Origin of the sequence: Stenotrophomonas sp. C3(2023) (genome assembly GCF_032911385.1) — a bacterium.
Taxonomy (GTDB): domain Bacteria; phylum Pseudomonadota; class Gammaproteobacteria; order Xanthomonadales; family Xanthomonadaceae; genus Stenotrophomonas.
This window is the reverse complement of sequence record NZ_JAWJLO010000001.1, coordinates 105,048-118,746: the sequence shown is the minus strand read 5'-3', so window position 1 is coordinate 118,746 and position 13,699 is coordinate 105,048. Positions and strand designations below refer to the sequence as shown.

General features: G+C 63.7%; 8 protein-coding genes and 1 pseudogene. 4 read left to right on the top strand and 5 right to left on the bottom strand.

Going from position 1 to position 13,699, the window contains the following annotated elements:
* Positions 1-107 precede the first annotated feature (107 nt).
* Positions 108-3,299: a TonB-dependent receptor gene (locus RZA67_RS00445; protein ID WP_317210556.1), complete on the bottom strand. Its 3,192-nt coding sequence runs from the start codon at positions 3,297-3,299 to the stop codon at positions 108-110.
* A 234-nt stretch (positions 3,300-3,533) separates the two neighbouring features.
* Positions 3,534-6,311, bottom strand: coding sequence for a TonB-dependent receptor (locus tag RZA67_RS00440; protein ID WP_317210555.1), 2,778 nt, complete (start codon positions 6,309-6,311; stop codon positions 3,534-3,536).
* A gap of 285 nt (positions 6,312-6,596) precedes the next feature.
* Between RZA67_RS00440 and RZA67_RS00435 the strand changes: the two genes are divergently transcribed.
* The 4 genes from RZA67_RS00435 to adhP all read left to right on the top strand — a co-directional run bounded on the left by RZA67_RS00435 (position 6,597) and on the right by adhP (position 10,203).
* Positions 6,597-7,616, top strand: coding sequence for a sugar kinase (locus RZA67_RS00435; RefSeq protein WP_317210554.1), 1,020 nt, complete (start codon positions 6,597-6,599; stop codon positions 7,614-7,616).
* Positions 7,603-8,241: a bifunctional 4-hydroxy-2-oxoglutarate aldolase/2-dehydro-3-deoxy-phosphogluconate aldolase gene (gene eda / locus RZA67_RS00430; RefSeq protein WP_317210553.1), complete on the top strand. Its 639-nt coding sequence runs from the start codon at positions 7,603-7,605 to the stop codon at positions 8,239-8,241. Before RZA67_RS00435 ends, eda begins: the two co-directional genes overlap by 14 nt.
* A 128-nt stretch (positions 8,242-8,369) precedes the next feature.
* Positions 8,370-8,858: a DUF4437 domain-containing protein gene (locus tag RZA67_RS00425; RefSeq protein ID WP_317210552.1), complete on the top strand. Its 489-nt coding sequence runs from the start codon at positions 8,370-8,372 to the stop codon at positions 8,856-8,858.
* A 316-nt stretch (positions 8,859-9,174) separates the two neighbouring features.
* Complete coding sequence (gene adhP / locus RZA67_RS00420; protein WP_317210551.1) at positions 9,175-10,203, top strand: alcohol dehydrogenase AdhP; 1,029 nt, start codon at positions 9,175-9,177, stop codon at positions 10,201-10,203.
* Between the two features lie 1,025 nt (positions 10,204-11,228).
* Here the strand turns inward: adhP and RZA67_RS00415 are convergent.
* From RZA67_RS00415 to RZA67_RS00405, 3 genes and pseudogenes are all read right to left on the bottom strand, one after another.
* Positions 11,229-11,861: an RHS repeat-associated core domain-containing protein gene (locus tag RZA67_RS00415; protein WP_317210550.1), complete on the bottom strand. Its 633-nt coding sequence runs from the start codon at positions 11,859-11,861 to the stop codon at positions 11,229-11,231.
* 70 nt (positions 11,862-11,931) lie between these two features.
* Positions 11,932-12,363: a hypothetical protein gene (locus RZA67_RS00410; RefSeq protein WP_317210549.1), complete on the bottom strand. Its 432-nt coding sequence runs from the start codon at positions 12,361-12,363 to the stop codon at positions 11,932-11,934.
* Positions 12,348-13,685 (bottom strand): annotated as a pseudogene (locus RZA67_RS00405) (RHS repeat-associated core domain-containing protein); the annotation flags it as partial. The pseudogene RZA67_RS00405 and the gene RZA67_RS00410, both read right to left, overlap by 16 nt.
* Positions 13,686-13,699 lie beyond the last annotated feature (14 nt).

The window sequence follows — 13,699 nt, the reverse complement described above, 5'->3', positions numbered from 1 at the left end:
GGCCAGGCGTGGCAGGCGGGGAGGTGCCCCGCCGAGGCAGCGCACCGATCCCCACGGAGAGAGGGCAGGTGACCGGCGCGTTGCCATCAGCGGAAGCGTGCTCACGCTCAGAACTTGTAACGGAGGCCGAGGTAGTACTGGCGGCCGGTGTGGGTGTAACGGTCAGGCAGTGACAGCGCCGAGTCGACATAGCGCTCGTCCGCGGTGTCCAGCAGATTGATCGCCTCGAAGCTCATCGTGAGGTTCTTGTTGAACTTCCAGGACATGTTGAAGTCCACGTTCTTGACGCTGTACTTGCCGGTGACATCGGCAGTGGCGAACTGATTGCCGTCCAGATCCCAGACGCTTTCGCGGGTGAGGATCTGGTTGATGTACGCGTCGCGGTAGCTGGTGCTGACGCGCGCACTGAAGCGGCCATCGTCGTAGTAGACGGTGGCGTTGTACGAGTTCGGCGACAGGTTGAGTAGGTCGTTCTCGGTGTAGGTGGTGACGATGGTGTTGCCGGTGCCCGAGCTGAAGAGATATTTGATCTTCGATTCGACGTGGGTGTAGTTCAGCTGGATGCCGAAGTTCTTCCAGAAGCCGGGCAGGAAGCTGAAGGGCTGCTGGTAGGTCAGCTCATAGCCCTTCAACGGGCCGCCGGGGGTGTTGAAGTAGCTCTGCACGTTGAACAGGGTGTTCGGGCTGAAGCCGGCCGGCAGCAGGTCCAGCGAGTAGCCCATGTCGGCCCAGGTGGTCAGCAGGCGCGTGCGCTGCACATAGGTGTCGATGTCCTTGTAGAACAGCGCCGCCGACAGCAGGGCACCTTCGTTGAAGTACCACTCGGCGCTCAGGTCGTAGTTGGTCGAGCGGAACGGATCAAGCTTGGGGTTGCCCAGGTTGATCGAGTAGTAGCGGTCTTCGTCAAGGAACGCGGTGGGGCCGCCACTGACGCTGGGCGACAGGTTGGACAGGGTCGGCCGGGCCATGGTCTTGGCCGCACCGAAGCGCAGCACGACGCTGTCGGTGACATCCCATGCCAGGTTCAGTGCCGGCAGCCAGTCATCGTAGCTGTGGCCGACGGTGGTCGGCACCAGCAGGCGCTCGCCTGCTTCGGAAGAGGCGTTGGCCACGCCCAGGAACGGCTCGCAGGCATCGGAGAGATCGCCGACGTTGGCGGCCTGGCACGGAGCATACCCGCTGGCGGCGATCTGCGTGCGCACGTAGCGCACACCGAGGTTGCCGCGGAACGGACGGCCCAGCAGGTCGGTGTTGAAGTCCAGCTGCAGGTAGCTGCCGTAGCTCTTCTCGTTGACGTCGAAGTTGTTGTTGGAGGCGCCGAAGTGGCCCACGCCGGCCAGACGGTAATCACCGCCCAGCGTGCCGGTATCGCAGTTGCAGTAGATGTCCAGCAGCTCGGCAATGCGGTCAAAGTTGGGAATCAGCCAACCATTGGGTGTGTTGCCGTCCAGGCCCTTGCCGAAACCACCGAGCTGGGTGCTGAGGTCACCCACGGTCAGCCCGTCCGGCAGCGCCTGCGACAATCGGCCGTAACTGATGTTGCGGTACTCCTGCGTGCTCATCTGGTAGTCCTTGTAGGCCAGGCCAGCGCGCAGGGTGAAGGTGGGCGACATGTTGAAGGTCAGGTCGACCTTGGCGGTGTCGAAGGTGTTGTCGACGTACTGCGGGTTCAGACGCACTTCGCTGATGTTGCCGCCGCGCGCGGTGCCATTGGCATTGACCGGTGCGGTGCCGTAGCCCAGCCAGTCCCACGATGCCGGGTCGTTGAGCGCGAACGGAAAAGTCATCGAAGGCATGCTGGCGCCGTTGCGCATGTCCAGCACGAAGCCGTCGAGGTTGCTGTTGTCAAAGCTGACCATCGAGAACACCGGGCGCTCGAAGGTCGATTCGGAGCGGCCGACCAGCGCGTCCACGCGCACCGCGTCGTTGATGCGGTGTTCCAGGTTCAGGCTGAACTGCTTGAACTCGGTGCTTTCCTCGATGGCGCTCGACTCGGTACGGAAGTCGACATTGTCGAACACACCGTAGACCAGCCGGTTCTGCGCGTCGACCTGCGCCTCGCGCACAGCGATCTGGGTCTTGCCACCGTACTGCGCGGTGCGGTGCAGGTTGGCGCCGATCGAATCCTCGCGCTGGTCCTTGTCCAGCTTGGAATACATCAGGTCCAGGTTGAGCAGGGTGTCGTCGTTGGGCTTGAACTGGAACGCACCGGTGACGCCCAGCCGCTCGATGTTGTGCTCGGTGCGGATGTAACGCGGGTAGCGCGGAATCCACGCATTGGTGGCGGTTTCGTAGGCGGCGATGTTCTCCGGCGTGGCTGCCGGCCGGTCGATACCCGTACCGCAGTGGGTGGCATCGATGCCGTAGCTGCCCCAGCCATTGTTGCGCGCCTGGTTGGCCGCGCTGCCCACGCCCTGCGCGGTCTCGTTGGAAAGCGGGTTGCGCGGGGTCTGCGGGTCGTAGCCGACCGGACTGCAGAACCCGTAGGTGCCGTTGTTGTTGGCGTTGGACTGGTTGGAGTTGCGGTAGTTGCCGTGCTCCCAGCGCACCGGGTTGTAGCCTTCCTCGAAAATGGTGCGCTTGCTGTAGGCCACCGACATCAGCGCGCCGAAGCGGCCATCACCCCAGGTGTTGCTGATCAGGCCGGAGATGCGCGGGTCCTTGCTGCGCGAAAGCTCGTTGAAGCCGTACTGGCCGTTGAGCGACGCCTGGAAGCCGTCGAAATCGAACGGGCGCGAAGCGCGCAGGTCGACGGTGGCGCCGAGCGAGCCTTCGTCCATCTGTGCCGACTGGCTCTTGTTGACCTTGACCCGGCTGAACAGCTCGGAGGCAAAGGTGTTGAAGTCGAAGCCGCGGCCGCGGTTGACGCCGTTGGAACCGTTGCCCGCCGTGGACAGGGCTTCCAGGCCATTGACGCGCACCCGGGTGAAGTCCGAGCCGAGGCCACGCACTGAAATCTGCTGGCCTTCGCCGCCCTCGCGATCGATGGAGACACCGGCGATGCGCTGCATCGACTCGGCCAGGTTCAGGTCGGGGAACTTGCCGATGTCTTCGGCGTAGATCGCGTCGACCTGCTCGATGCTGTAGCGCTTCTCATCCAGCGACTGCTGCAGGCTCTCGCGGTAGGTCGCCTTGACCTCGACCTTGTCCAGGTCCACCGCGTTCATGCCGGCGGCGGCCTGCTCGGGGGTCTGCTGGGCGGCAGCGGTGCCGGCAGCCAGCGCCAGGCCGATCGACAGCGCGAGCAGACTGTACGGTGTTGCGCCTGCGGCGCGGCGACGTGCGTTCAACGAATCCATTGCGTGTTCCCCTCCAGGGTGTCCTCAAGCGTGCGTGGCAGGTCCTGCAAGCGCATGCCGGCGTCCTCCGGCATGTACCTGGCGCAACGTCTTGCTGACACCGCTGGTCACGTGAACGTAGCAAAGCCTCCACGGCGCATCATCTTGCGCCGCAGCAGCGGGCCACGCTCATGCGGGATCGTTGGCGTTGCACCGGGCGGCGGCGTGGCTTGTGCACGCCGCCGCTTGGGTGGATCAGAACTTGTAGCGGGCGCCGAGCATGAACTGGCGGCCGGTTTCGGTGTACTGCAGCGGCAGCTGACCGGTGGCGGGCGAGTAGACCCACTCATCGGAGCCTTCGTTGCTCAGGTTGATGCCTTCCAGCGTCAGCTCCAGCTGGTCGCTGATGCGGTAGCGCAGCGACGCGTCGATAACGGTGGTGCCGGTCATGCCGTGGTAGCCGTCGGTGTTGAAGCCGGCTTCCTGGCCAGTGACCACGGTGAGGTAGTCGCTGCGGTTGGTCGCCGAGACGCGGCCGGACCAGGTTTCACCTTCGTAGAACAGCGTGGCGTTCCAGGCGTTCTTCGAGGTACCGGTGAGCTGGTTCTTCATCGTCGCCACACCGGACGAGTTGACGTACTGGATGCTGGTATCAACCCAGGTGTAGTTCAACTGCATGCCGAGGTTGGACCACTTGCCCGGCAGGAAGGTGAACGGCTGGGTGTAGTTGGCTTCCACGCCGTACAGCTCGCCACCGGGGGTGTTGAGCGGTGCGCTGAAGGTGAAGTCGTCGTTGACCGTGGCACCGGTGCCGTCGAGCAGGCTGGCCGGCAGGCCGCTGCTGGAATACGGGCGGGTCTCACGCGCGGTCTGCACGAACGAGTCGATGTCCTTGTAGAACAGGCCGATGCCGGCCATGGCGCCTTCGGCGAAGTACCACTCGAAGCTCATGTCGACGTTGGTTGCGCGGTACGGGTCCAGTGCCGGGTTGCCGCCGGAGACCGTACGTGCGCCACCGGCCACGGCCACGGTAACGCCGGGGGTCAGGTTGCCCAAGCCCGGGCGGCTCATCACCTTGGCTGCGCCCAGGCGCACCAGGAAGTCCGGCGTGATCTCGGCGACCAGGTTGAACGAGGGCAGGGTGTCGTCGTACTTGCGGTTGCTGACCGCCGGCACCAGCGCACCGGCGACGGTGGCAAAGCCGGTGGAACGCTGCTTGGTTTCGACATAACGCACGCCGAAGTTACCCGACAGCGGAATGGAACCCAGGTCGGTGGAGAACTCACCCATCAACCAGCCACCGCGCCCCTTCTCTTCCACGCCACGGCTGTTGTTCGAGCGCGGCGCAACGGCGAAGGTGCCGGTGTTGTTGTAGATGTCCAGCAGATCGGCGATGGCGTTGAGGTCGGGCACCACCCAGTTCGACGGCGACCCGGCGATTCCCTTCAGGCCGGCACCGGTGGTCAGATCACCGGGCAGGATGCGCGTGCCGTTGGGCAGCAGCGGCACGGCGCCTTCGCTGCTGCGACGCAGTTCCAGGGTGCTGAAGGTGTAATCCTTGCTCTGCACGCCGCCCTTCAGGCGGAAGCCGGGGCTGATGTTCCAGTTGAAGTTGACTTCGGCGGTGTCGTAGTCGTTGTCGACGTACTGCGGACGCAGGCGGATTTCAGCCAGCTCCCAGCCGTTGGGGTCGGTCGGGTCGACGCCATAGTTCAGCACCGGCATGCGGCTGTTGCCCCGGTAGTCGTAGCTGTAACCGTCGACGTCGTACTTGTCCATGATGAGCGTGGTCTGCACCGGGTTCTCATGCGCCGAACGCGAGAGACCGACCTTGGCATTGACCGAGAACGCATCATTGAAGCGATGGTCGAAGTTCAGGCCGACCTGCTTGAACTCGGTGTTCCACTCGTCGTGGCGGCTTTCCGAACGGATGTCGACGTTGTCGAACTGGCCATAGACCAGCGCGTTGTTGCGGATCTCGCCAGCGGTGACCACGGTGGCCGGCTTGCCGTCACGCTCCGGGCGGCGGTTCGCGCCGGTGCCCGAGTCACGGTTGCGGCTGAAGGAGATCGCCTCGATGTAGTTTTCATCACGGGTCGCGTCGATCTTCGAGTACAGCGCGTCCAGCGAGATTTCGGTGCTGTCGGTCGGCTTCCACTGCAGCGAGCCGGTCACGCCCAGGCGCTTCTGCTCGTGTTCCATCTGCACATAGCGCGGGAAGCGCGGGTGGTAGACATCAGCGCGGCGTGCATCCGGGAAGGCCGGGCTGGCAGCAAAGCCACCGTTGCTGGTGCCGCCGGCCCAGCGGCCGGTATTGGAGCCTTCTTCCAGCGCCTGGCGCTCGGAATAGGCAGCCGACAGCAGCGCACCGAAGCGGCCGTCGGCAAAGGTGTTGGAGATCAGCGCAGACATGCGCGGATCGGCCTTCTCGGCCATGTCGTTGTAGCTGGCCTGGCCGCTGGCGGCGAAGGTGAAGCCGTCGTAGTCGAACGGACGCGCGGTGCGCAGGTCGACCGTGGCGCCCAGCGAACCTTCTTCCACGTCGGCCGAAGCAGTCTTGCGCACCAGCATCTGCGAGAACAGGTCCGAAGCGAACACGTTGAAGTCGAAGCCACGGCCGCGGTTGGTGCCGCCGCTCTGGTCGCCGGCACCGACGGTGGTCAGCGCTTCCATGCCGTTGATGCGCACGCGGGTGAAGTCGGCACCCAGACCACGCACCGAGATGTTGCGGCCTTCGCCCGCTTCACGGGTGATCACCACGCCAGGAATGCGCTGCAGCGATTCGGCCAGGTTGAGGTCGGGGAACTTGCCCACGTCCTCGGCCACGATGGCATCGACCACGCCGGCCTCGCCGCGCTTGATGTCCAGCGCCTTCTCCACGCTGGCGCGGTAGCCGGTGACGGTAATGGTGTCCAGGTCAGTGGCGCTCTGGCCGCTGGCATCCTGCGCGTTGGCGGCGGCGCTTAGCGCCAGACCGATCGACAGCGCGAGCATGGTAACCGGTGTCTTTTTGCTGCTGTTACGGACTTGCATGGCCTTTCCCCTCTCCCAAAGGTCTGGTACGTGGGCGGCGTCTGCACGATGACACCGCTGGTCAGAGCGGACGTTAACAGCACGCGAACGCCGTAGCATCTTGCACCGCAACAGATTTGTAATGTCCCGGAGACGCTTGCAGGACAATGCCTTCATCGCGATGCAGGGGTAGACGGAACGTCCATCGGGGCTAGAATGACACCGATAGCCAACGGGCACGCGGGGTGCGTGTCTGGCGCGTATCGGCCAGCCGATGGTCGACCAGGACACAGCGAGGGACGGGTAATGAGTCGAGTCGTTTGTTTTGGCGAGCTGCTGCTGCGGATGGGGGCTCCAGGCCGCCAGCTGCTGCTGCAGACGCCGCAGCTGGAGGTGCATGCAGGGGGCGCCGAAGCCAATGTGGGCGTGTCGCTGGCCCGCTTCGGCCATGACGTGTCCATCGCCAGTACGGTGGCCGACAACGCACTGGGCCACTATGTGCTCGGCGAACTTGGCCGGCATGGCGTGGACGCGCGCCAGGTGCGGCGCGATCCGGACGGGCGGATGGGGCTGTATTTCCTCACCACCGGTGCCGTGCAGCGCGCCAGCGAGGTGGTCTATGACCGTGCTGACTCCGCCTTCGCGCGCAGCACCGCCGCCGACTACGACTGGCCGACGCTGCTGCAGGGCGCGGACTGGCTGCACCTGTCCGGCGTGAGCCCGGCGCTGGGTGCCGAGGTGGCCGAAGCCACACTGGCCGCTGCACGCGCTGCCCGCGCACGCGGGGTGAAGGTTTCCTTCGACGGTAATTTCCGTCCCAAGCTGTGGCAGCGCTGGGGCGGCGATGCCCCGACCATCCTGCGCGAGTTGTTTGCCCAGGCCGACATTGTGTTCGCCGACTACCGCGACATCGAAGTCGTGCTTGGCCATCGCTTCACGCAGGATGACGTGGTCGCCCGTGTCGAGGCAGCCGCCGCCGCCGCGTTCGAGGCCTTCGGGCAGCTGCAGTGGATGGCCTGCACCCAGCGCCAGGCCCTGAGCGTGGACCATCATGCACTCGGCGCCCTGCTGCTGGGCCGCGATGGCACCCGCGCACAGGCGCCGGTGCGCCAGCTGCAGGGCATCGTCGACCGCATCGGTGGCGGCGACGCCTTCGCGGCCGGCATCCTGCATGGCATCATGCGCGGCTTCGACGCCGAGGCCACGGTGCGCTTCGGCCTTGCGGCCGGTGCGCTGAAGCACTCGATCCCCGGCGATTTCAATCCTGTCAGCGAAGCTGACGTAGTGGCCCTGGTGGGCGAGGAGCGTTTCGATGTCCGGCGCTGATCCGCGCGTTCGTGCGGTACTGAAACTGGCACCGGTGATTCCGGTGTTCACTCCCGATGATGTTGACGATGCCGTGCAGGTCGCCCATGCCCTGTTCCGCGGTGGCCTGCCGGTCATCGAGGTCACCCTGCGCACGCCGCGTGCGCTGGAGGCGATCAAGGCCATGGTGGAGGCCGTTCCCGATGCCGTGATCGGTGCGGGCACGGTGCTGACCGCCGCGCAGATGCAGGCGGTGAAGGATGTGGGCGGGCGCTTTGCGGTCTCGCCCGGCGCCACCGAGCGCCTGTATGCCGCTGCGCGCGATGTGGACCTGCCGTTCCTGCCGGGCATTGCGACTTCCTCCGAGCTGATGCAGGGCCTGGAGCAGGGCCTGGACACCTTCAAGTTCTTCCCTGCGGTGCAGGCCGGTGGTGCACCGCTGCTTTCGGCATGGAACGGCCCGTTCGGCGACGTGCGCTTCTGCCCGACCGGCGGCATCAGCGCGCAGACCGCGCAGCAGTTCCTGCACCTGCCCAACGTGCTGTGTGTGGGCGGCTCGTGGCTGACGACCCCGGCCCTGATGCAGTCGCGCGACTGGGCGGCGGTTGAAGAACTGGCGCGCGCCGCCGCGGTGCTGGCTGGTTGAACATTTCCGCGCAGCCCGGCTGCGCGGAGGATCTGTGCACGCCGCGCACCGCTGCTGTGGGCGCGCGGTGGATGTTCCGGTGTCTGTGCGCGCCTAGGCTGTGCGCACATTCACTCCAGGCACATCACATGAAGATCCGCACCCTGTTGGTTGTTTCACTGCTCGCCGCAGCCACCACCGCCTGCGCGGGCCCTGCTGCAGGCCCCGCAGCCGTCGCGGCGCCCGCACATCCCACGGTGCAGCTGGACGACACGCTGGTCTCGCTGCCCGCCTCGGACCTGCACTGGCAGGACGTGCCCGGCACCAACGGCGCGGTCAGCTACGCCAACACCCAAGGCAACATTCTCAGCCACGGTGAAGGGTTCTACTCGGCCTTCGTGCGCTTCAAGGCCGGCACCGACAATGGCCTGCACACGCACAGCCAGACCCTGCCGACCGTGGTGCTGAGCGGCACCTTCTACGCCATCATCGACGGCAAGGAGACCTTGTTCCCCGCAGGTTCGTTCTACAACCTGCCGGCGAACCTGGTGCATGAAAGCGGCTGCAAGGCCGGCGAAGACTGCCTGCTGTTCCAGTACCAGCCGAACAACTTCGACCTGAACCCGGTCAAGGGCTGAGGTTACCAGGCAGGTGCCGGCGCTGCCGGCGCCTGCGGGTGCGGCTTGCCCGAATGAAGTGTGGTGGGCGGTTTCGTCGGCGATAAGCGCGTCCAAGCCAGTGACCTGCGCTGGTTTGCTGAGTGCGCCTGATCTTTCGTATTGGCTGCACACAGCTGCTGATGCTGGATGGAGGATTCTTCATAGTCCAGGCAACGGCCAGCCAAAGCAGATCCGGCCCTCACGGACCCCGGGCCGTTGCGGCTTGATCCTGATCAAGGCGTCGGCCCACCGCCCGCCCCATGCTCTCCGCCAGGCACACGACGGAGCACCCAGCATGCACTCCACCATGAAGGCCGCCGTTGTGCGTGAGTTCGGCAAGCCGTTGGTCATCGAGGAAGTCACGGTGCCACGCCCGGGGGCGGGCCAGGTACTGGTGAAGATCGAGGCCTGCGGTGTCTGCCATACCGACCTGCACGCCGCCGAGGGCGACTGGCCGGTGAAGCCGAACCCCCCGTTCATCCCCGGCCACGAAGGTGTGGGGCACATCGTGGCCGTGGGTGCGGGGGTCGGTCATGTCAAGGAAGGCGACAGGGTCGGCATCCCCTGGCTCTACTCGGCGTGTGGCCATTGCGAACATTGCCTGGGTGGCTGGGAGACGCTGTGTGAGACGCAGCAGAACACCGGTTACTCGGTCAACGGCGGCTTCGCCGAGTACGCACTGGCCGATGCCAACTATGTTGGCCTGCTGCCCAAGGCAGTGGGCTTTGTCGAGATCGCGCCGATCCTGTGTGCCGGCGTTACGGTCTACAAGGGCCTGAAGGTCACCGACACCAAGCCCGGTGACTGGGTCGTCATATCCGGCATCGGTGGTCTGGGCCACATGGCGGTGCAGTACGCGCGTGCAATGGGCCTCAACGTGGCCGCCGTCGACGTCGACGAAAGCAAGCTGCGCCTGGCCGAACGGCTGGGTGCCACGGTTACCGTCAATGCGCGTACCACCGACCCGGCCGCGTTCCTGAAGAAGGAGATTGGCGGCGCGCATGGCGCGCTTGTCACCGCCGTATCGCCCAAGGCATTCGAGCAGGCGTTGGGCATGGTCCGTCGCGGTGGCACGGTCTCGCTCAATGGCCTGCCGCCGGGCGACTTCCCGCTGGATATCTTTGGCATGGTGCTCAACGGGATCACCGTGCGGGGTTCGATCGTCGGTACCCGCCTGGACCTGCAGGAGTCGCTGATGTTCGCCGCCGAGGGCAAGGTCGCCGCGACGGTCAGCACCGACCGGCTGGAGAACATCAATGAGGTGTTCAAGCGCATGCATGCAGGCAGCATCGAAGGCCGCGTGGTGCTTGATTTCGCTACCTGAGCGCATGCACCCGGTCGCCGCCCTGTTCCTCCTCTCCGGCAGGCGCGGCGGCCGGGTGGCTGTCTGATCCTGACGACTTCATGGCAGCGCCCGACGCTGCAGGGGGATCGGCTGACCGGCTGATCGTGGACTGAGTCGTCGCTGCGGTGCTTCGTCCCGCGTCGCCCTGTCGACGCCTGCTGAGGCGGACGGTCGCCCGCTGCTTCTTTCTCACGAAGCGTCTCCTCCACGCCTGACTACAGTAGTAGTCCCAAGGCCGGCGATTCCACTACGAGCGGTACTCTCCCAGACATCGGTGCTTCGCTCATAGCTGCGTTCGCAATCTTGCGGATCGTGGCGCTGTCGTTCGCCCTCGAATCCATTCCCTTTGCATGAAGTCCATGACTCCGCTCTTGTCACGGACAAGCTCTACGCTGGATCACCATTCGGCTCCCAATGGGTTGCTGTGCTTCTGACCAATGCCATGAGGTGAAATGCACCCGCCCAGGCCTCAGCCGACTACAAGATGGGTCCTATCGCGACTGCATTGCCTCAGGCTGGGCGCTTCAGAATGGAAACCGTCCGCAGAGCTGTAGAATTGTCCTGAGAACGACAGTATTCCGAGCTCCACTTATCCATTGTCCACTTTGTGCGCACCACCACCCTGGTCGACATCGAGACCGGTACGGTGTTGACCTGATACGAGTAGTCTCCTCCGCACATATTCAATACACCCGATAGATCGTCGCTGCGCACTGACAATAGTAACCATCCGCGTCGAGCACCAACATTCCGGCAGAAGTCAATTACCTCGGCGCTTGTCGCGTCAACAATATAGCTCTTCGTTGCGGATACAAATAAGACATCGGGTTTTGACGACTGAGACAGTTTTCTGCTCCCCTCCATGACCGGGAGTTCTTCATTCAGTGTCTCGACGTACCCGATTGGTGGCCTGGCGAACCACGCATTTGAATCCACCCGCTTAACATCTTGAGCCAATGTGATGGCTAAAAGAACTAGGACAGCAGCGACGGCAAGACGTGATCTCATTCTTCTCCCCTCCATCTGCCATTTTGGGAAGCGTACTCACCAGGCGAGAAACCACCCCCGAAACCAAGCCCAAGCTCGGTAGAGGTAGACCCATTTGAAGGCGACCAGCCGAAGGAACCCCCAAGCCCGAGATAACAAGCTGCGCCAGCCATGCTATAGCCCTTCAGGTGATTATCAACGTCGGCCTCGGTGGGGGAGGAGCATTGGTTTAACCATCCGAAACTGAATGATGCCTGCGCTCTAGGACTATACGACGGATACTGTCTTACAAGACCTCTGCCAAAGTACATTTTGCCGCTCGTTGAAAAGGTCCTTGAGAAGCTGATGGTATAGAGCGAGAATTGCACCCGGAGAAAATCCGGTGCGCGCGCTTGGATAGGAGGTTGTCCGTAAGCCTGCCTCACCGGGCCCGCCGGGAACGTCCAGGGTCCTACACCTTCAAGGCCCTGCGGATCGATCACCGTCAACGGCGTCCCCCCCACATACCCATACGTACTGATCCCACCCACCAGGCCGATCGGATCACTCTGCACATACCGCCCGCTCGCCGCATCCAGATCACGCTGATAGTTGTAGTAAGACCCTGAAGACGATGCCGCCAATGCGGATGGTGTTGCCCGCTGTATCATGCTCTCATGCCACGCCGTAACCAGCGCTCAGCCGAGCAATCATGCGCCAGACCGATGAACCGAACAGACTTCATCGGACGGCTTTGACCAACGGCCATGAGCCAACAAAAGCGAGACCGCCGATCAACCATGTCCCAAGCAACGCAGCGAAAGGCAGGTCAAAGAATATCGCGAGCCAGCCGTCGCGCTCGAAGCTCTTCCACAATCTGAACATCGCGTTGGAAAGCGCGAAGTTGGATAGCGTCAACGCAACTGTGCCGCAGACGAGACCAGAGAAAATGCCTACGAGCGCGACCGCAGGCAATCCAAATTTCCACTGCTTCCTGGCTACCACGAAGAATGATGATGCGAGCAGAACAGGAAACACAATGACATAAGTCAATCTACCCGCTTCAATTCTTACAAAAGCGGATATCCAGCGCCATGCCAACACTTCGATCGATAAGGCGATTATCAAGCACAGGAACGTTGCATAGAAGCATCGCTTCATTTGATGGGACATTTTGCTTGCTCCACGCGCTGATTGAGTACACCAGGAAACACTGTTTGCCTGATCCCGCACATCCCATTCAATGCGCTCGAAACGGATGATGCGCAGTAGAAGAATCGTGGATCGCCAATATCCTCGGCATTTTCTATCAGTGACGATTCTTGAGCGGCAGAGAGCGCGAGCCCGGTGAGCTTGACCCGACTTCCGGTTCCTTCTTGATATCGCTTGTACGCGCCCAGGTCAGCGTCACTACCTTCAAAAAGACCTCCGGTGCCTCGCCGACCTCCTGGTGAATATGACCCGCTTGGATCATAGAGAAAATCTGGATGTCCCGGACGCAACACGTGGATCGCCGAATGGCTACCGACGCCAAAATCATAGGTCGTGATTAACGTGGTCTTTAATCCGTCAGCGTCAACACGCAGTAGTGGCGCTCCCCCCACATACCCATACGTACTGATCCCACCCGCCAATCCAATCGGATCACTCTGCACATACCGCCCGCTGGCCGCATCCAGATCACGCTGATAGTTGTAGTACAGCCCCGTGGCGGCGGTGTACTGCTGGCCCGGGAAGCGCAGATTCAGCTCATACCGCACGCCATCGCCGTCGGGATCCTCCTCCGGCGCATCCGCGCCAAAGGCCTCGCCCTCCAGCGGCCAGCGCCATATCGCCACGTCGCGCTCGCTGTCGATCACCACCCGTGGCGTACCCAGATGGTCAGGTTGTACGTAAGCCAGTGCCGGCACGCCAGGGGCAGGTGCGGTCATCAGCGCCACCGGGTGGTCATCCAGCCAGATCGCCTGCTGCTGCAGTTCGCCCTTCGCGCTGTAGTTGCCGATCCATCGCCCGGCCTCGTCGTACAACGTGACCTGCGCGGCGCCTGCCACCGGCATACGCACGATGCGCTCGCCACGGTGGTTGTAGACATAGCGCTCGACCGCCGTACTGCCATGCATCACCGCCGCCAGGCGGTTGGCGCTGTTGTAGTCGAAGACATTGCCGCCGATGCGGGTGGTGTTGCCCGCTGCATCGTGCTCGCGTGCCACGCCGTCAATAGCGCTCAGCCGATGATTGGTGTGCGGATACGCGTAGTGCGCGGTGCCCGCCGCGGTGGTCAGCGCCGTACGGTTGCCGGTGGCGTCGTAGGCGTAGGTGACCAGGGGCGCATCCTTGGCATCACGGGTACCGGTCAGGCGCCCGAGCGCGTCATAGCTGAAACCGGCGAGGCGTGTCGGGCTCGTGCCGTGCGTCAGCGCGCTGATCGCGCCCACCGCGTCATAGCTGAAGCCCACTGACAAGCCGCCGGCAGCGGGATCGTGGATGGCCTGCGGAGATTGTGACGATC